The 17,175-nt window shown below is 26.7% G+C and carries 18 protein-coding genes and 1 pseudogene; 11 read left to right on the plus strand and 8 right to left on the minus strand.

Annotated elements, in window-relative coordinates:
* Nucleotides 1-468: 468 nt before the first annotated feature.
* Together HMPREF0202_RS13755 and HMPREF0202_RS13760 are read right to left on the minus strand one after the other, a co-directional pair.
* Nucleotides 469-1,089 carry a DUF1349 domain-containing protein gene (locus HMPREF0202_RS13755; RefSeq protein ID WP_245576473.1) on the minus strand — a complete coding sequence of 207 codons (621 nt, stop codon included), beginning with the start codon at nucleotides 1,087-1,089 and terminating at the stop codon, nucleotides 469-471.
* Between the two features lie 118 nt (nucleotides 1,090-1,207).
* Nucleotides 1,208-1,600 carry a VOC family protein gene (locus HMPREF0202_RS13760; RefSeq protein WP_023051335.1) on the minus strand — a complete coding sequence of 131 codons (393 nt, stop codon included), beginning with the start codon at nucleotides 1,598-1,600 and terminating at the stop codon, nucleotides 1,208-1,210.
* 160 nt (nucleotides 1,601-1,760) lie between these two features.
* Between HMPREF0202_RS13760 and HMPREF0202_RS13765 the strand changes: the two genes are divergently transcribed.
* Nucleotides 1,761-3,125 (plus strand): ATP-binding protein, encoded by a 1,365-nt coding sequence (locus HMPREF0202_RS13765; RefSeq protein ID WP_023051336.1) that lies wholly within the window; start codon nucleotides 1,761-1,763, stop codon nucleotides 3,123-3,125.
* Between the two features lie 117 nt (nucleotides 3,126-3,242).
* Here the strand turns inward: HMPREF0202_RS13765 and HMPREF0202_RS13770 are convergent, their stop codons facing one another.
* Nucleotides 3,243-4,139: an alpha/beta hydrolase gene (locus tag HMPREF0202_RS13770; RefSeq protein ID WP_040407667.1), complete on the minus strand. Its 897-nt coding sequence runs from the start codon at nucleotides 4,137-4,139 to the stop codon at nucleotides 3,243-3,245.
* A gap of 150 nt (nucleotides 4,140-4,289) precedes the next feature.
* Between HMPREF0202_RS13770 and HMPREF0202_RS13775 the strand changes: the two genes are divergently transcribed.
* From HMPREF0202_RS13775 to rarD, 4 genes are all read left to right on the plus strand, one after another.
* Nucleotides 4,290-5,156 carry an MBL fold metallo-hydrolase gene (locus tag HMPREF0202_RS13775; protein ID WP_023051338.1) on the plus strand — a complete coding sequence of 289 codons (867 nt, stop codon included), beginning with the start codon at nucleotides 4,290-4,292 and terminating at the stop codon, nucleotides 5,154-5,156.
* Nucleotides 5,157-5,190: 34 nt separating this feature from the next.
* A complete protein-coding gene (locus HMPREF0202_RS13780; protein ID WP_211231182.1) occupies nucleotides 5,191-5,631 on the plus strand; it encodes a MarR family winged helix-turn-helix transcriptional regulator in 441 nt (146 codons plus the stop codon).
* Nucleotides 5,632-6,016: 385 nt separating this feature from the next.
* Complete coding sequence (locus HMPREF0202_RS13785; RefSeq protein ID WP_023051341.1) at nucleotides 6,017-6,706, plus strand: YjjG family noncanonical pyrimidine nucleotidase; 690 nt, start codon at nucleotides 6,017-6,019, stop codon at nucleotides 6,704-6,706.
* A 21-nt stretch (nucleotides 6,707-6,727) separates the two neighbouring features.
* Nucleotides 6,728-7,591: an EamA family transporter RarD gene (gene rarD, locus HMPREF0202_RS13790; RefSeq protein WP_023051342.1), complete on the plus strand. Its 864-nt coding sequence runs from the start codon at nucleotides 6,728-6,730 to the stop codon at nucleotides 7,589-7,591.
* Between the two features lie 74 nt (nucleotides 7,592-7,665).
* On the opposite strand, the gene msrA is transcribed toward rarD, so the two are convergent.
* Complete coding sequence (gene msrA / locus HMPREF0202_RS13795) at nucleotides 7,666-8,247, minus strand: peptide-methionine (S)-S-oxide reductase MsrA (protein ID WP_051364184.1); 582 nt, start codon at nucleotides 8,245-8,247, stop codon at nucleotides 7,666-7,668.
* A gap of 37 nt (nucleotides 8,248-8,284) precedes the next feature.
* A complete protein-coding gene (gene msrB / locus HMPREF0202_RS13800) occupies nucleotides 8,285-8,788 on the minus strand; it encodes a peptide-methionine (R)-S-oxide reductase MsrB (protein ID WP_023051344.1) in 504 nt (167 codons plus the stop codon).
* Nucleotides 8,789-9,015: 227 nt separating this feature from the next.
* Between msrB and HMPREF0202_RS13805 the strand changes: the two genes are divergently transcribed.
* On the plus strand, nucleotides 9,016-10,185 hold the full coding sequence (locus tag HMPREF0202_RS13805; RefSeq protein ID WP_023051345.1) for an NAD(P)-dependent malic enzyme: 1,170 nt from the start codon (nucleotides 9,016-9,018) through the stop codon (nucleotides 10,183-10,185).
* Nucleotides 10,186-10,218: 33 nt separating this feature from the next.
* Nucleotides 10,219-11,145: an AEC family transporter gene (locus HMPREF0202_RS13810; protein WP_023051346.1), complete on the plus strand. Its 927-nt coding sequence runs from the start codon at nucleotides 10,219-10,221 to the stop codon at nucleotides 11,143-11,145.
* A 126-nt stretch (nucleotides 11,146-11,271) separates the two neighbouring features.
* On the opposite strand, the gene HMPREF0202_RS13815 is transcribed toward HMPREF0202_RS13810, so the two are convergent.
* Both HMPREF0202_RS13815 and HMPREF0202_RS13820 read right to left on the minus strand, forming a co-directional pair.
* Complete coding sequence (locus HMPREF0202_RS13815; RefSeq protein ID WP_023051347.1) at nucleotides 11,272-11,559, minus strand: putative quinol monooxygenase; 288 nt, start codon at nucleotides 11,557-11,559, stop codon at nucleotides 11,272-11,274.
* A gap of 23 nt (nucleotides 11,560-11,582) precedes the next feature.
* Nucleotides 11,583-12,101, minus strand: coding sequence for a DJ-1/PfpI family protein (locus HMPREF0202_RS13820; protein ID WP_023051348.1), 519 nt, complete (start codon nucleotides 12,099-12,101; stop codon nucleotides 11,583-11,585).
* Between the two features lie 157 nt (nucleotides 12,102-12,258).
* Here HMPREF0202_RS13820 and HMPREF0202_RS13825 point away from each other — a divergent pair, with 157 nt between their 5' ends.
* The 3 genes and pseudogenes from HMPREF0202_RS13825 (at nucleotide 12,259) to HMPREF0202_RS13835 (ending at nucleotide 15,283) form a co-directional block, all read left to right on the plus strand.
* Nucleotides 12,259-12,633 carry a winged helix-turn-helix transcriptional regulator gene (locus tag HMPREF0202_RS13825; RefSeq protein ID WP_023051349.1) on the plus strand — a complete coding sequence of 125 codons (375 nt, stop codon included), beginning with the start codon at nucleotides 12,259-12,261 and terminating at the stop codon, nucleotides 12,631-12,633.
* A 157-nt stretch (nucleotides 12,634-12,790) separates the two neighbouring features.
* Nucleotides 12,791-13,294: a GNAT family N-acetyltransferase gene (locus HMPREF0202_RS13830; RefSeq protein ID WP_023051350.1), complete on the plus strand. Its 504-nt coding sequence runs from the start codon at nucleotides 12,791-12,793 to the stop codon at nucleotides 13,292-13,294.
* 577 nt (nucleotides 13,295-13,871) lie between these two features.
* Nucleotides 13,872-15,283: pseudogene (locus HMPREF0202_RS13835) on the plus strand (amidohydrolase).
* Between the two features lie 96 nt (nucleotides 15,284-15,379).
* On the opposite strand, the gene HMPREF0202_RS13840 reads toward HMPREF0202_RS13835, so the two are convergent.
* On the minus strand, nucleotides 15,380-16,357 hold the full coding sequence (locus HMPREF0202_RS13840) for a beta-ketoacyl-ACP synthase III (protein WP_023051353.1): 978 nt from the start codon (nucleotides 16,355-16,357) through the stop codon (nucleotides 15,380-15,382).
* A 208-nt stretch (nucleotides 16,358-16,565) separates the two neighbouring features.
* Here HMPREF0202_RS13840 and HMPREF0202_RS13845 point away from each other — a divergent pair, with 208 nt between their 5' ends.
* Complete coding sequence (locus tag HMPREF0202_RS13845; protein WP_023051354.1) at nucleotides 16,566-17,018, plus strand: GNAT family N-acetyltransferase; 453 nt, start codon at nucleotides 16,566-16,568, stop codon at nucleotides 17,016-17,018.
* The last annotated feature ends 157 nt before the right edge of the window (nucleotides 17,019-17,175 follow it).

Genomic DNA, 17,175 nt, shown 5'->3' on the forward strand with positions numbered 1-17,175 from the left:
CTTTTTTGTGGGTACTTTTAATTTTTTTTTGCATGTAGTAGAATAATAAATAAACTAAAAGGAGAATATCCATGAAAATAAGAAAAGAATATACATACCCTTTAGAATTTATTCATGATATTCCAAGAGGCAAATGGAAAATCTTTATTATGTGGCAAATTTATTATCGAAAAAATATTTTTAGATGAATTAAAGAGTATTTCCAAATAAGTCCCATTCTTATCATAAAATGATTGAATGCAGTAGAACCCACTGCATCTCCTTTTTGCAATTGAACATTGAATAATAATAGCAAATTCAATATTATTGAAATCAATATTTTCCATAAAGAACTTCCTAAAGTTTTATACATTGAAGATACAATAAAAAATAGAGATTTCCTATATAAATACTTTTGCTTTTAATAATTTAATTTACAAATTCTAAAGGAGTGTTTAAAGTCTAGTTTTTAATACTTAGTTATATTCATTATTTATGTTTCGCCCATTTACAATCCATAAATTCAAGTCCTGAAAATTCTGCGCAAAAGCTTGAATTTTCAGGACTACAAGCATAAATACCTATATTAATTGTTCCGTTAGCAGAAAATAGATGAAAAATTCTCATTTGTTTATAATTAATACCATCATAAGATGATTCTATACAAAAATCATTTTCACGACGACTAAGACGATAATACATGAACTTTTGTATGGCAGGAATATCTGTTGTTGCCCAATCAGAATAACCATTATTTGTAACAACACTTCCAAGTCTTTGAAACTCTTCATTTTCATACTCAATTGAAGCCTTAAACCAATTATCAGAGTTTTGGTAAATAATAACTCCGCATTGGTCATACCGTTGTTTTGAATTAAATTCTGTTTTTACCACAAATGAAAAATATTTATCTGCAATTTTTGATAATAAAGCTGGAGCATTATTATTTTGAAATCCATAATAAGTTCGTTGCCAAAAATCTGTTTGTGGATCTGTTATTATAGAGACTTTACCACTTTCAATTTTTGAATGTTTAGGTTCGTTAATCCATTCTAATTTTAGATCAGTTAATTTAATACTATTTTTCATAAATTTTCTCCTTTTAACCAACTTTGTGCAAACGTTTGCATTTTTTAGATAAATATATCACATAATAATTTAGATGTCTAGTTTTGATTACAATTTTTGTATTTGAGAAGGATATTAATTGAAATTTTAAATGGAAAAATTAGAAGAGTGGATTATCTCTAATTTCTATAATTGTACCTTCTGGAGCAATTAATTTAAAAAGATTTCCACCTTCTACATTATATAAAATCTCATTATTTTTTAGTTTAAAATTATTATAAATTAATTTTATTCTTTCTAACTCTTTGAAGATGTCTTCTACAAAAAAACAGATATGCACAAGTCCTTTGTCATTTGGAATAGATTCTTTTCGTTCTTTGTTTTTAGGTGTTTGTAATTCGATATAAAATCCATCTAATTCTAACCAAGAGTTATAGTCTCTTCCATGGAAATTAGGCGTTTCTTTTTTTAATGAAAAATTTAAAACTTTAGTGTAAAAAAATATTGATTCATCATACTTAGATGTTTCAATGCAAACATGATGTACTTTCATTTAATACCTCCTTAATTTTTAGAGTCTTTTTATTATATCAAAAGTTTAAATTTTTTATAAATTTTTTTAGGAAAATATAAAATTATCTTGTAAAATAATTTAGATTATTATAATTTGAATTATTATAATTTAAATTATATAATGTAGATGAGGTGATGTTATGAGCTTTGTAAATAGACAAAAAGAGATGAAAACTTTGAATAAAGAGTTTGAAAAAAAATCAAGTTTCACGGTTATTTATGGGAGAAGAAGAGTAGGAAAAACAACTCTTATAAAAGAGTTTATTAAAGATAAGAAAGCTTTTTATTTTTTTGCAGATAAACAGAATGAAACTATCCAAATAAATAGATTCAAAAATCAATTGGGGGAATACTTTAATGACGATTTTGTAAAAAAAATTGAGATAAAAGATTGGGATACATTATTCGATTATTTTATAAATAAACTTGGAAATGAAAAGTTTATTTTAGTAATTGATGAATTTCAATATCTTTGTATGGTAAATAAAAGTTTTTCATCTATATTCCAAAGAATTTTTGATGAGAAATTAAAAGAGAAAAATATTATGGTAATTCTTTGTGGATCATTAATTTCGATGATGTACTCAGAAGTTTTAGCTTACGATAGTCCGTTATTTGGGAGAAGAACAGCTCAGATAAAATTAAAACCAATAGATTTTAAATATTATCCGGAGTTTTTTAAAGAAAAATCACATCATTCATTAATTGAGATGTATTCAATAACTGGTGGAATCCCAAAATATATTTTAAGTTTTGATAGAGATAGAACTCCTCTTTGGAACATAGAACATAATATTTTCGATAGAGATAATTATTTGTATTCTGAGCCTAAATTTTTACTTCAAGAGGAGATAAATGATTTGTCTAGATATTTCTCTATTTTACAATCTATAGCTGCTGGAAATACAAAAATATCCTCAATATCCTCACAACTAGAGATTCCATCTAGTGGTTTAACTCCATATATATCTAAACTTATAGAGTTAGATATTCTTGAAAAAGAGATTCCAGTAACTGAGGATATAAAAAATAGTAAAAAGGCTCTTTATAAAATAAAGGATAATTATTTAAATTTTTGGTTTAATTATGTTTATCCTTATCAAAGCTATTTAGAGATTGAAAATTTAACCTATCCTTTGGAAAAGATTAAAAGTAGTTTTGATCTTTGGGTTTCAAAAGTTTACGAGGATCTCTCAAGAGAAAATTTAATGTGGGAGAGTAAAGTTCCATTTCCTATAAAAAATCTTGGGAGATGGTGGGATAAAAATGAAGAGATAGATGTAGTCGCTTTAGGAGAGAACGAGATTTTATTTGGTGAATGTAAGTGGTCGAATAAGCACGTAGGACTGAGTGTTCTTTATAAGCTTAAAGAGAAAGCTAAAGCTGTTAAATGGAAAAACGGTTCTCGTAAAGAGTACTATGTATTATTTTCAAAATCTGGATTTAGTGATGAACTTATAGAAGCTAGCCAAAAGGATTCTACAATTATTTTAAGTGATTTTTAAAAGTTTAATATACAAAAAAGAGTTCCAATAGGAACTTTTTTTTGTATATTTTGATATATCAATTATAAATCTAAATGCTTGTATATTAAAATTATTAAACAAATTTTTTTAAGATATTTATTTTAAGGTTTTGTTTAAAAATTCTATAATAATAGTTATTATTTCAGGTTGATACCAATATTTATCCGCATGATTAGCATTTTTTACAATATATCTATGGGCATCAATACTATTTTCTAAAAGAGCTTCGAAAAGTATTTCTGTTTGATTTGGAGAAACTAAACTATCTTTATCTCCGTGCATCAATAAAAACGGTGGAGTATTTTCAGAAACATAATTTAATGGATTTGCCTTTTGAGCAAGATCTAAATTATCTTCTATAGAACCTCCCTTACTAAATAAAGAAAGTCCGTTTATAAATATAGCTTCTGGTGATGCTGGAGAAGCATGTGCTTCTTGAACTTCTTTTGAAAAATCATCTCCTACTTTAGTTAAATCTGATAACCCATAAATATCTATTGCAGCTTGAACGCTACTTGATTCATTTAAATTTTCTCCTATTTCAAATTCCTCACAATTATTTGTTGTAGCTGTTAATGCAGCTAAATATCCTCCAGCAGATTCACCCATAATTACAACTTTTTCTTTGTCTATTCCAAATTTACTTGCATTTGCCTTTAAAAAACGAATGGCATTTTTTACGTCAACTAACGCATCTGGAAATTTACCTTGAGGAATAACCCTATATTCAATACTAGCGACAATAAATCCTGCTTCAGCTAAAGCTATTCTTTGTTGAAGATAATTATATTTAGGAGCTAAAAAAAATCCTCCACCAGTTACAAAAACAACTAATGGAAATATTTTATCATCATTAGGTTTTAAGAGGTCCAATTTTAAATTAAAGATATTATTTAATGTACCTTTAGGTTGAAAAAATGTTATATCTGGATATTCTAATACTTGGTATTTTGTTAGTGGAAAATCTAAAACGATAGATTTTTTTTTATTCATATGTGTAACCTCCATTTAAAATAAAACATATTATAATCTTTATACTTTAAAAAAATAGATGTCCTTTTAAATAATCTTTGACAAAATTTAAAAATTATAATAAAATAAAGTACGTATACGTACTTATTTCAGACTTTAGGAGGAACAAATATGTTAAAATTTATTCAAAAAACAGCTTTATTAAGTCTTTTATTATTACTTATATCTGCTAATACCACTTTTACTTCTGAGCCACCAGCTAATATAAAAGCAATTCTTCATGATAATACTCCATTAAATCCAGCAAAGGTTTTTGATAATGTATATTGTATTGGAACTAAAAGTGTTGTTGCTTGGGCAATAAAAACAGAAGAAGGAATTATTTTAATAGATTCAATGTGGGATGACAATGATGCTAAAACTATAATTAATGGTTTAACTAAATTAGGTTTAAATCCTGAAGAAATAAAATATGTTATTGTAACTCATGGACATGGAGATCATTATGGTGGAGCTAACTTCATTAGAAATAAATATAACGCTAAGGTAGTTATGACGAAAGTTGATGAAAACCTTATGAATACTGTTAATACTGGAGCTAATTCAAGTCGTTCTCCTAAAACACCTGTGGATATTTATGTTAAAGATGGTGACAAAATTACTTTAGGAAAAACTACAGTTGAAATTCTTGAAACACCTGGACATACACCTGGTGGAATATCACTTATTTTCCCTACAACAAATGATGGAAAAAAAGAAGTTGTTACAATGTGGGGAGGAACAGGAATACCACAAAATAAAGATTTACAAATTGCTTATAAAAATTCTGTAACTCATTTTGAAAAGAAATCACAAGAGATGAATGCAACTTCTGAAATTACGGCACACCTATTTCTTGATAACGGATACAATAAATTAGAAGTAGTAAATGATAGAAAAAATGGACAACCTAATCCTTTTGTTAGAGGAAAAAATGGTATGGAACTATATTTTAAAGAACTTCATAAATCAATAGATTCTGTTATAAATAAAAAATAATTGTAATTATTTTTAAAAAGTAATATTATATTTATTGAATAACATTAAAAATGGGAAGGTGGCAAATATTAATACTATAGGTTATGAAATATGTCTTATTGCTAGAAAAATACATCAAAATTTAACTATAAAGTTTAAAGAATTTGATATAACTCCTGAACAATGGGTTATATTGAAAGAACTATCAAAGGAAGATAAAATTTCACAAAATGAACTTTCTTTTAGAGTTGAAAAAGATAAAAATAATATAAAAGCAATTATTGATAAACTTGAGAAAAAAGGATATTTACTACGGCAAGAAAATTTAAATGATAAAAGAGCTTTTTTAATTAGGTTAACAGACAAAGCATATCTTTTAATTAACAAATTAAAAGATATAGATATTGAATTTAATAATGAACTTTCTAAAAATATAAATGAAAAGGACATAGAATTATTTAAAATTTTTCTAACTAAATTAAAAGAAAATTTATAGAAAATAAAAAATATTGTATTTTAATGAGGTATTTTAAATAGACCATACATTAGTATTGATTAGTCTATGGTTATAGTGTTTTTTAAAAAGAAAATAAATTTAATTAGGCGTTAAGGTTTTTCCTTTGACGTCTTTTTTATCTTTGTATTTTTCTAAATATGTTTCATTACTTTGAGACATTAAAATATAGCCAGCTAATCTATTTTTTAATTTTTAGTGGTGGAATGGTAATAAGTGGGTTGTCTACAGGTATTATTATATATTATAATAGAATAATAGATTTTTTAATCTATTTTAAAGAAGGGGCAATAATAAATATGTTTCTTTTATCTTTAAGTATAAAGTTTGTAAAGAATTATACAGAAAAAAATAACGGGGTGAAATTATGAAATACAATACATTAATTTTTGATGCAGATGATACTTTATTTGATTTTAAAGCGTCGGAAATGGAAGCTTTAGAAAAAACTTTAATTGGTTATGGGATTGAATATAATAAGGAATACCATTTACCAATATACAAAGAAATAAATACTAAAATATGGAAAGAATTGGAGGATGGAAAAATAACTCAAGGTGAGTTAAAAATAGAGAGGTTTAGAAGGTATTGCAACAAACTTAATTATGCTTTTGATCCGTATGATTTCGCAGATAGATATATGGATAATCTTTCTAAATCTTCAATTCTTTTTCATGATAGTTTAGATTTAATAAAAGAGCTATATGGAAAGTATAAATTGTTTATTATAACTAATGGATTAACAAAGGTTCAAAATGGAAGAATTAAAAACTCTTTAATAGCTCCATACTTTAATGATATTATAGTTTCTGAAGATGTAGGAGTTTCAAAACCAAATCCTGAAATATTTAAAATAGCTTTAGAAAGTAATAAGATAGAAAATATATCAGATATTTTAATGATTGGAGATAGTTTAAGTTCAGATATAAAGGGTGGAATAAACTTTGGAATCGATACATGTTTATATAATCCAAAGAAGATTTCGATAAATAATGAGATTAAACCAACCTACGAAATTTCAAATTTAAAAGAGCTTTTAGATTTATTATTAAAATAAAAAGTTATCAGGGAGATTTAAATGGAAAATAATCAAAAAGGAATGTTGTATTCTTTAAGTGCATTTATATTGTGGGGACTTTTTCCTTTGTACTGGACAAATCTAAAAAATATTCCAGCTTTAGAGATTGTCTCACACAGAATAATTTGGTCTTTTTTCTTCTTAATTATTTTTGTGATTTTAAAAAAACAAAAGAATGAATTAGTTGAGATTTTTAAAAATAAAAAAACAATATATTATATTATTTTAGCTGCTACATTTAACTGTGCAAACTGGATGTCATATATATTTTTAGTTAATAGTAACCGTGTTTTAGAAGCCAGTTTAGGATATTTTATAAATCCTCTGCTTTTAATTCTTGCTGGAAGATTTATTTTTAAAGAAACTTTAAGTAAATATCAAAAAACTGCAATTATTTTAGCTACATTAGGAGTATGCTATATGTCCATCATATATCAAAAGCTACCTTTATACTCTCTTTTAGTAGCTGGAACTTTTACAGGGTACAGTATAGCAAAAAAGAAAATCAAAATTGATCCAATTTTAGCATTAACAATTGAAACATTGGTATATTTTCCAGTTGCAGTCGTATACTTACTAATGATTAAAGGTGGAAAAGGAGTAGAAGCATCAAATTTTGATAAAATTTTATTGATGGGAGCAGGAGTTGTAACGGTAATACCACTTTTTCTTTTCTCTTTAGGAACGAAGTTATCAAAATTATCATCTATTGGATTTTTTCAATATCTTACGCCTACATTGGTTTTACTACTTGGAGTGTTCGTATTTGGAGAAAACTTTTCAAGTGTACATACTATAACATTCTCTTTAATTTGGAGTGGTCTTATTATATATACTGCATCTCTTTTTAGAGTAAAGAGATAGGGTATTGTATAATTTATCATAAAAAACTTATATATAAAAAAGGAAGCTTTTAAAGGCTTCCTTTTATTTTTAATTTAATTATTTCCCCAAACTTTTTCTAAGAATTGATCTCTACCAGAACGATATCTGTAGTATTTATATCGTATAGGATTTTTTTTATAATAATCTTGATGATACTTCTCGGCAGCATAGAATTTATTAAACGGAAGAAGTTTAACATTTATTTCAGCAAAATGTCCTTCTTTTTGTATTTGCTTTAAAGCTTTTTTTGCAAGATTCTCTTCATTGGTATTTTGATAGAAAATAGCTGGTGAGTACTGATATCCTCTATCTACAAATTGTCCATTGTCATCGGTAGGATTAATTACCTTTAAAAAGCTATGTAATAATTGAGAATAGCTAATTTTGTCACTATCATATTTTACCTCGATAGACTCAAAATGTCCTGTGGTTCCACTAGATACTTGGTCATATGTAGGGTTTTCTACATGTCCACCAGAGTATCCTGAGATTACATCTACAACTCCGGGAACTTTTTCCATATCAGATTCTGTACACCAAAAACATCCTCCAGCTAAATAAGCTACTTTTATCTCAGCCATAGAAATTGTACTTAAAGTTACCATTGATATTAGTAAGAATTTTATTCTATTCATACTGATTTCTCCTCAAAATTTTAATTTTTATTTGTGATTATTGAAAATTTTTTAAAAATTCACCGTATCCTTCTTTTTCTAAATCTTCAGTAGGAATAAATTTTAGAGAAGCAGAGTTCATACAATATCTTTTTCCTGTGGGTGCTGGCCCATCGTTAAAGACGTGACCTAGATGTGAGTCACCATATCTACTTCTTACTTCAGTTCTTGGCCAAATAAGTTTAAAATCTTTTTTTAAAACTATATTTTCGGGTACTAAAGGTTTTGTAAAGCTTGGCCAACCAGTTCCTGAATCAAACTTATCCTTAGATGAAAAAAGAGGTTCACCAGAGACAATATCTACATAGATTCCAGCTTTTTTATTATTCTCATACTCATTATTAAAAGCCGGTTCTGTAGCATTTTTTTGAGTGACTGCATATTGAATAGGTGTAAGCTTTGATTTTAGTTCATTATCTGTAGGTTTTTTAAAATTTTGCCAATTTCCATAAGCTAAAGTTCCAATCATAATTCCAACTCCTATTAAAATTTTTACTTCCATAATGTCCCTTTCTTAAATTTCTACTAAAATTTTTTCTTGTATATTATTTACCATAAATATTAATAAAAACCTTTAATAAGTTATATTATTGATATTTTTTATATACTTCATTAAAAACTTAATTAAGTTAATTAATTGTTTAAAATCTTTGTTAAATTTTTTTATTTTATTTTTTATGTTATCATTGCTCTTGAATAAACTTAAAAATTTTTTAGAGGAGATGTATCATGAAAAAAGAAACTGTTTATGAAAAATCATTAGAACTTCACGAAAAAAATAAGGGAAAGATAGAGGTTATTAGTAAAGTTGCAGTAACTTCAAAAGAGGAGCTAAGTTTAGCTTATTCACCAGGTGTTGCAGAGCCTTGTAGAAGAATAGCAGAGAATAAAGCTGATGTATATAAATACACTTCAAAAGGAAATATGGTAGCTGTTATAAGTGATGGGTCAGCTGTATTAGGATTAGGGAATATAGGGGCAGAAGCTGCATTACCAGTTATGGAAGGAAAGGCTATTTTATTTAAAGAGTTCGCAGGAGTTAATGCATTTCCAATATGTTTAGATACTCAAGATACTGAAGAAATTATAAGAACTTGCAAAATTTTAGCACCAAGTTTTGGCGGAATAAATTTAGAGGATATCTCAGCACCTAGATGTATTGAAATAGAAACTAGATTAAAAGAGGAACTAGATATTCCTGTATTCCATGATGATCAACATGGTACTGCGATTGTTGTAACAGCTGGAATTTTAAACTCATATAAACTTTTAAAGAAAGATATAACTAAAGCAAAAGTTGTTGTATGTGGAGCTGGAGCAGCTGGATCATCAATAATTAAAATGATTAAAAAATTAGATGTAGCTGATATTTTAGCTATTGATATCGATGGAATCATTGCTAGAGATGATGAAAATAGAGAATATAATTTCTTAACTACAGAGTTATCTGAAATTACAAATAAAGAGAATTTAAAAGGTGGATTAAAAGAAGCTATAAAAGGAGCAGATATATTTATTGGAGTATCAGCACCAGGTCTTTTGAAACCTGAAATGGTAAAAGAGATGAATAAAGATTCTGTAATTTTTGCAATGGCAAATCCAACACCTGAGATTATGCCAGAAGAAGCTTTAGCAGCAGGAGCTAAAATCGTTGGGACAGGAAGATCTGATTATCCAAATCAAATTAACAATGTATTAGCATTCCCAGGTTTATTTAAAGGAGCTTTAGAGAGTGGAGCTAAAAAAATAACTGAAGAGATGAAGTTTGCAACTTCTCAAGCTATAGCGAACCTAATAACTGATGAAGAGTTATCAACTGAATATGTAATTCCAAGTCCATTTGATCCAAGAGTTGCGGAAACAGTAGCTAAAGCCATTTCAGATTTAGTAAAAAAATAAAATTTAAAAATAAAATACAAGTGAGGTTTTAATGTGTTAGATACAATATTAGATTCTATTGTGCCAGTGTTTTTTGTAATTGCTTTAGGGTGGTTTTCAGGAAAAAAGAAAATTGTGTCAATAGAGCATAAAAAGGCTTTTGCAGACTATGTAATGATGTTCAGTTTTCCATTACACTTATTTATTGGAAGTGCTAAAGCTAACCCTAAAACTCTTTTAGATGTTAGAATAATATCATCTTTTGCTCTAGCTTTAATGGGGTTATATGTGATTTCATTTATTATACAAAAACATATATTCAAATACGATTCAAGAAAAGCAGCTCAAGGTTCAATTGTTTGTGCTTTTCCAAATATGGCGTTTATGGGTATTCCAGTTTTAACATCTTTAATAGGACCAGAAGCACTAATCTCTGTTGCAATTGGTAATGTTATAACAAGTATATTTATGATTCCTATAACAACAATTATTTTAGAATCAAAAGATGCTACAGCAAGTCCAATGAAAATAATAAAATCAAGCTTAATCAATTGTATTAAAAAACCATTGATAATAGCCCCTATATTAGGGTTACTTTGCTCTGTTTTCCATGTTGAAATACCAAAAGTTGTTTTCCATTCTTTTGAGTTAATAGGGAAAAGTACATCGGGAGTTTCACTATTTTCTCTTGGGTTAATTATGGCAAGTTATAGAGTTGTTTTATCAGGACAAGTTTATTTCAATATCTTTATGAAAAATATTTTACAGCCAATTATTATGAGTGGATTAATTGTTTTATTTCATTTAAAAGGAATAATGGCAAAAGAGATTTTATTACTTTGTGCTATGCCAACAGCAACAATTTCTACAATGTTTGGATTAAAATATGGAGTTTCAGAGGTTGAAAGTTCTAGTTCAACAATATTAGGAACAATTTTTTCAATAGTGACACTTAGTTTCTTAATCTCATTTATACTTTAAGTCTAAAAATTAATTTTTAGACGCAAAAACTACTAGCTAATTCTAGTGGTTTTAGATTATAGAGAAATGGTTATCAAATAATAATATTTGATAACCATTTTTTTAAATTTTTGCTAAAAATTTTATTTAGATAATTTGTTTATATATATTAACCTCTATTTTTTGCGTAACAGTTAGTTCTAATTGAGGTATTATTTCAGTAAAATGTTTAGAGTTAAAATGAGCATCTAAAGCTTGAGTATTTTCCCACTCTTCAATAATTGAAAATACAGTATTTTTAGTGGTATCTTCAAATAACTCATATTTAATACATCCATTTTCTTTTCTAGTATTTTCAATAAGCTCTTTAGATAGTTGAATAAACTGGTCTATTTTATTTTGGTTTACGAAAAACTTTGCTGTAACTTTAATCATTAATATACTCCTTTAAAATTTAATTATAAATATAGATTTAATAGTGCTAATCCAAAATCTTCAGCTCCATCAGGTCCGTTACTAGTAACTATATCGCTGTGTACAACAACATTTTTTTCTAGATAATTAACATTGTGTTTAATTAATTTATTTATCATAATATCAATAGGATAACATGTAGCTGTTCTATTAGTTAATAAATTTGTTTCAGCTATAGCAACAGCTCCTGCACAGATTCCAGATATAATAATATTTTTATTATAAGCTTCTTTTAAATAATTTATTAATGAAGGATTTTCCCATAGATAATCAATTGTACCAGATCCACCAATAACTGAAATTATATCAAAATCACTTGGATTTAAATTAGAAAAAATAGCTGAAGAAATAACTGTTCCTTCATAATCACCAGTGATTTCTCCTGTAACCGTACTTGATATAACAACATCAATACCTTTGTTAACTAAAATATTTTTAGGTTTAATTAATTCCTCTTCATTAAATCGCTCAGGTGGAATAATAAATAAAACTTTCTTTTTCATAAAAATTCGAACCTCCAATTTTATAATATTTGTGTTATGTGAAAAATTATATTATTATTATATTGAGATTATACTTTAAAGTAAAGAATGCACTATTTTGTAATATAGTTACTTCTAGGTAACTATACTGTAAAATATTAAATGGAGGCTTATAAAAATGAGTGATAATTTAAGAAAAGAAATAAAAAAGAAAATTGAAAATAATGAATTTAATTGTGAAAAAGAATTAACTTTATCTATAATAAGTGGGAAATGGAAAGTTGTAATACTTTGGCATTTAGGACACGAAGGAGTTCATAGATTTAGTGAATTACAAAGATTATTTAGTAAAATATCACATAAGATGTTAACTAATCAATTAAGGGAATTGGAGGAAGATGGAATAATTCAAAGAAAAGTTTACCCTCAAGTACCACCAAAAGTGGAATACTCATTAACAGAATTAGGGCAGACATTGATTCCTATAGTTGATATGTTATATAGCTGGGGACAAAAAAGAATGCAAGAAATAAAAAAAGAAAAATTTGTTTGATTTATTTTGAGAAATTGGATCTTTTTTTTCAAAGTTAAAAGAAAAGATTATATACAGATACTATTTATAAGGCTTAGTTTAAATATTTGCAAAGGTAAGGAAGATAGGGTATATTAAAGTTGAGATAAAAATTAGAAAATTTTAATCGGAGGGACAGATGTTAGATCAAAAACAGGAATTTAAAATTAGAATTGCAAAAGAAGAGGATACAAGTTTAATTTTAAAATTTATAAAAGAGTTAGCTGATTATGAAAAATTACTTTCTGAAGTAGTAGCAACAGAAGAGATTTTGAGAGAGTCTCTTTTTAAAAGAAATATGGCGGAAGTTATAATAGGAGAATTAAATGGAAAGCCTATAGGTTTTGCTTTATTTTTTCATAACTTTTCTACATTTTTAGGGAAACCTGGGATATATTTAGAAGATTTATATGTAAAGCCAGCATTTAGAGGAAGAGATTTTGGGAAACAGATGTTAGGATATTTAGCTACTTTATGTGAAGAAAGAGATTGTGGAAGATTAGAGTGGTGGTGTCTTGATTGGAATAAGTCATCTATTGAGTTCTATAAGAAGTTGGGCGCAGAGTCGATGGATGAGTGGACAACATTTAGAGTAACTGGGAAAAATTTAAAAAAATTGTCTGAAAATTATAAAAAAATTTAAAATCTAATAGATTCTATTTAGAAAGGAGAAGCTATATGGATGAGAAAAGATTTCAAGAACTTTTGAATAAAGAAACGTTGACTCTTGAAGAAAAGAAAGAGTTAGAGACTTTTTTAAATGAAATGAAAAAGTGTAGTTTCAAGGGATGAAGCAATTGATGAGAGGGTCTTTCAAAATAATATTAAAACACTAAGTGCAGTGTAATTAAAAAGAGTCAAAATTTAATTGACTCTTTTTTGTTTGAAAAATTATAATTAAATAATTTGATTAATAGAAAAAAATAAAGTATATAAAATACTATTGTTAATTAAAACTAAATTATTAAGGAGGAAGTGTGAAAAAAACTTTAAAAAGTTTATTATTCTTAACATTTTCATTAACTTTATTTGGAGAAGAAATAGATTTAATTTTTACAAATGGGAATATTATAACCATGAACAATTCTAAAGATGTTCAAGAAGCTGTGGCAATAAAAGATGGAAAAATATACAAAGTTGGAAGCAATAAAGATATTTTAAAATTTTCATCAGAAAAAACTAAAAAAATTGATTTAAATGGAAAAACTATTATACCAGGAATGGTAGATACGCATTTACATTTTTTAAGATATGGACTTACTTTTTATCAAATTAGAGGAAATGGAAAAAGTAAAGAAGAAATTATAGAAGAAGTAAAAGTTAAATCAACTTTAATAGGAGATAAAGATTGGATAAGAGGAAGAGGATGGAACGAAACAATTTGGAAAAACCCGCAGCTACCATCAGCTAAAGATTTAGATAATGCTTCAAAAAACAATCCAGTAGTATTATTTAGAAGCGATAATCATGCAATATGGGTTAACTCAAAAGCATTAGAAATAGCAGGGATCACTAAAAATACAAAAGATCCAAAGGGTGGAAATATTTTAAGAGATAAAAATGGAAATCCAAATGGAATACTTGTTGATTCTGCTATGGATTTAGTTTTAGATAAGCTTCCAGAATTATCTGAAAAAGAGTTAGAAAAAGCTTACGTAACAGCAGATAAAGAATACTCTAAAATGGGATTAACAACAATTTTTGATGCAGGAGATGATGTCTCAATTTCTTTAGTACAAAAATTAATAGAAGAAGATAAAATTAAAACAAGAGTAAATGTAATATTAGATCCTAAAACTACAGAAAAATATATAACTAAAAAAGTTTTAGCTAAAGATTCAATGATTAATGATAAAATGGCTATAACTGGATTTAAAATCAAATATGATGGTGCGTTAGGTAGTAGAGGTGCCTATATGTTAGAAGAGTATTCTGACCAAAAAGGAACTTTTGGAAATAAATTAATGTCAACAGAAAAATTAAATCAATTGGTCAATGATGCGTATGAATTAGGATATCAGCCTCATATCCACGCTATAGGAGATAGAGCAAATAAAGAAGTATTAGATTCCTTTGAAAAAATTTTTAAAGAGAAAAATAAAGATAATACTGAACTTAGATATGGAATTGTTCATTCTCAAATACTATCTCCAGAAGATGTAAAAAGATATAAAGAATTAGAGATAATTGCGATTATGCAACCTATTCATGCAACATCAGACATGAATATGGCTGAAGATAGAATAGGAAATGAACGAATAAAAGGTGCATATGCATGGAAAACATTAAAGGATAATGGAGTTATAATAACTGGTGGATCAGATAGTCCAAATGATTATGTAGAGCCATTATATGGAATACATGCAGCTATTACAAGAAAGAATCATAAGAATTTACCAGAAGGTGGATGGTATTCAAATGAGGCTTTAGATATATACTCATCCTTAGAAATCTACACAAAAAATCCAGCGTATTTATGGAAAATGGAAAAAAATTAGGGACTGTAGAGGAAGGAAAATATGCTGATTTAGTGGTTTTGAACGAAAATATATTGACTATACCAAAAGATGAAATATGGAAAGTTAAACCGATTATGACTTTAATAAATGGTGAGATTACATACGACAATTAGAATCAGACTTATTTTAGAAAAAATATGAGACAAGCTTTATTGTTTTAAAGTTTGTCTCAATATGAAAGAATTACATTTAATAAAAACTATGATGTATTACCATTTTAATAGAATTGCTCCAAAAGATAGTCCACCACCAAACCCAACTAAAATAATATAATCTCCTTTTTTCAAAAGATTACTTTTATTTAATTCATCTAAAGCTATAGGGATTGAACCAGCAGATGTATTAGCATAACTATCAATATTTATATAAAATTTATCTCTAGGTATTTTTAAATTTTTAGCAGCAGCATCAATTATTCTTTGATTAGCTTGGTGAGGTACAATATATTTTATTTCATCTAAAGATACTTTAGATAAATTTATAACAGATGAAATAGAAGTATTTATAGCATTTATAGCAAATTTCATGACTTTTGGACCGAGCATTTTTAATTTAAAAAATTCCAGTTCATTTTCTAAATTATTAAACGGAGTTTTACAGTAAGAATTCTTTAAGGTTAAAGAGTTTTCATTGTCATCAATATTGTCTAAAAATGTTGAAATAATTCCAGAATCATTATTTTTTTCATAGGATAATAATACCGATCCAGCTCCATCACCGAATACAATAGCAGTTCCTCTATCGTTCCAATCAACAAGTTGACTATTTAAATCTACTCCTACAACTATTCCTTTTTTTATATTTAAATTTTTCATCATACTTTCAGCGACTGATACAGCGTATAAGAATCCAGAACAAGCAACATTTATATCAAATACTATACAATGATTAAGTTTTAAATTTTTTTTAATATTTGCAGAAACCGTTGGAATGAGAGTATCAGGAGTCATTGTGGCACATATAATTAATCCAATTTCTGACAAATTTATATTATTTTCTTTTAGTAGTTCTTGACAAGCTTCAATAGCTAAAGAAGTTGTAGTTTCAACTGTGCAGATATATCTATTAATTATACCTGTTCTATCTTGAATCCATTCATCAGTAGTGTCTAAAATTTTTTCCAAGTCAAAATTTGTAATTTTTTTATATGGAACTTTTTTTCCGGTTTCAATAATTTGTACACCCATAAAATCTCCTTTAAAATTTGATATTATTTAACTAAAGACTAATTTTTTAGATAGAAACACTAAATTGTAAATTTGTAGTATTATACATTAGTTCTTAAAAATAAACTATAAAAATATAAAATAGATTTAGGTTAGAAAAAATATGATTGACAAATCAGTTTTAATAAGTTTAGAATTATAGAAATAAATTAAGGAGTTGAGAATTATAATGAGTTATAAAATAGAAAAACTAAATAAAGAGTTAATAAAAAAAGATATTAGTGATATATTAAAAGTTTGGGAGTCTTCAGTTCGAGCAACACATTTCTTTTTAAAAGAAAGTGATATAATGGATTTAAAACCACTTGTTGAGCAGGGGGCTCTATATGTAGATGAATTCTTCTGTATAAGGAATAATGAGGAAATAATAGCTTTTATAGGGATCCATGAGGATAAAATAGAAATGCTTTTTGTAAGTGATGATTTTCGTGGAAAAGGGATTGGTAAGCAACTTATTAATTTTGCAATTTCTAATCTCAATGTAAAATATGTAGATGTTAATGAACAAAATCCACAAGGAACGGCTTTTTATGAACATATAGGTTTTAGCGTATTCAAAAGATCTGAATTTGATGACCATGGTAATCCTTATCCAATCTTACATATGAAATTAAATAAGTAAAAAAGAAGTTTCAAAAAAGGGAAAGAGCCTCTGGGGGGGGAGAGGCTCTCTTTGGGGGGATTAAATTATATTTTTACTTTTAACACTTATAACATTTAGACCACAGGTTTCTAAAAAAAGTTTTAAATTTAATTTATTTTTTTAATATTTTAATAAT

The sequence above is a fragment of the Cetobacterium somerae ATCC BAA-474 genome (assembly GCF_000479045.1).
Lineage (GTDB): Bacteria > Fusobacteriota > Fusobacteriia > Fusobacteriales > Fusobacteriaceae > Cetobacterium_A > Cetobacterium_A somerae.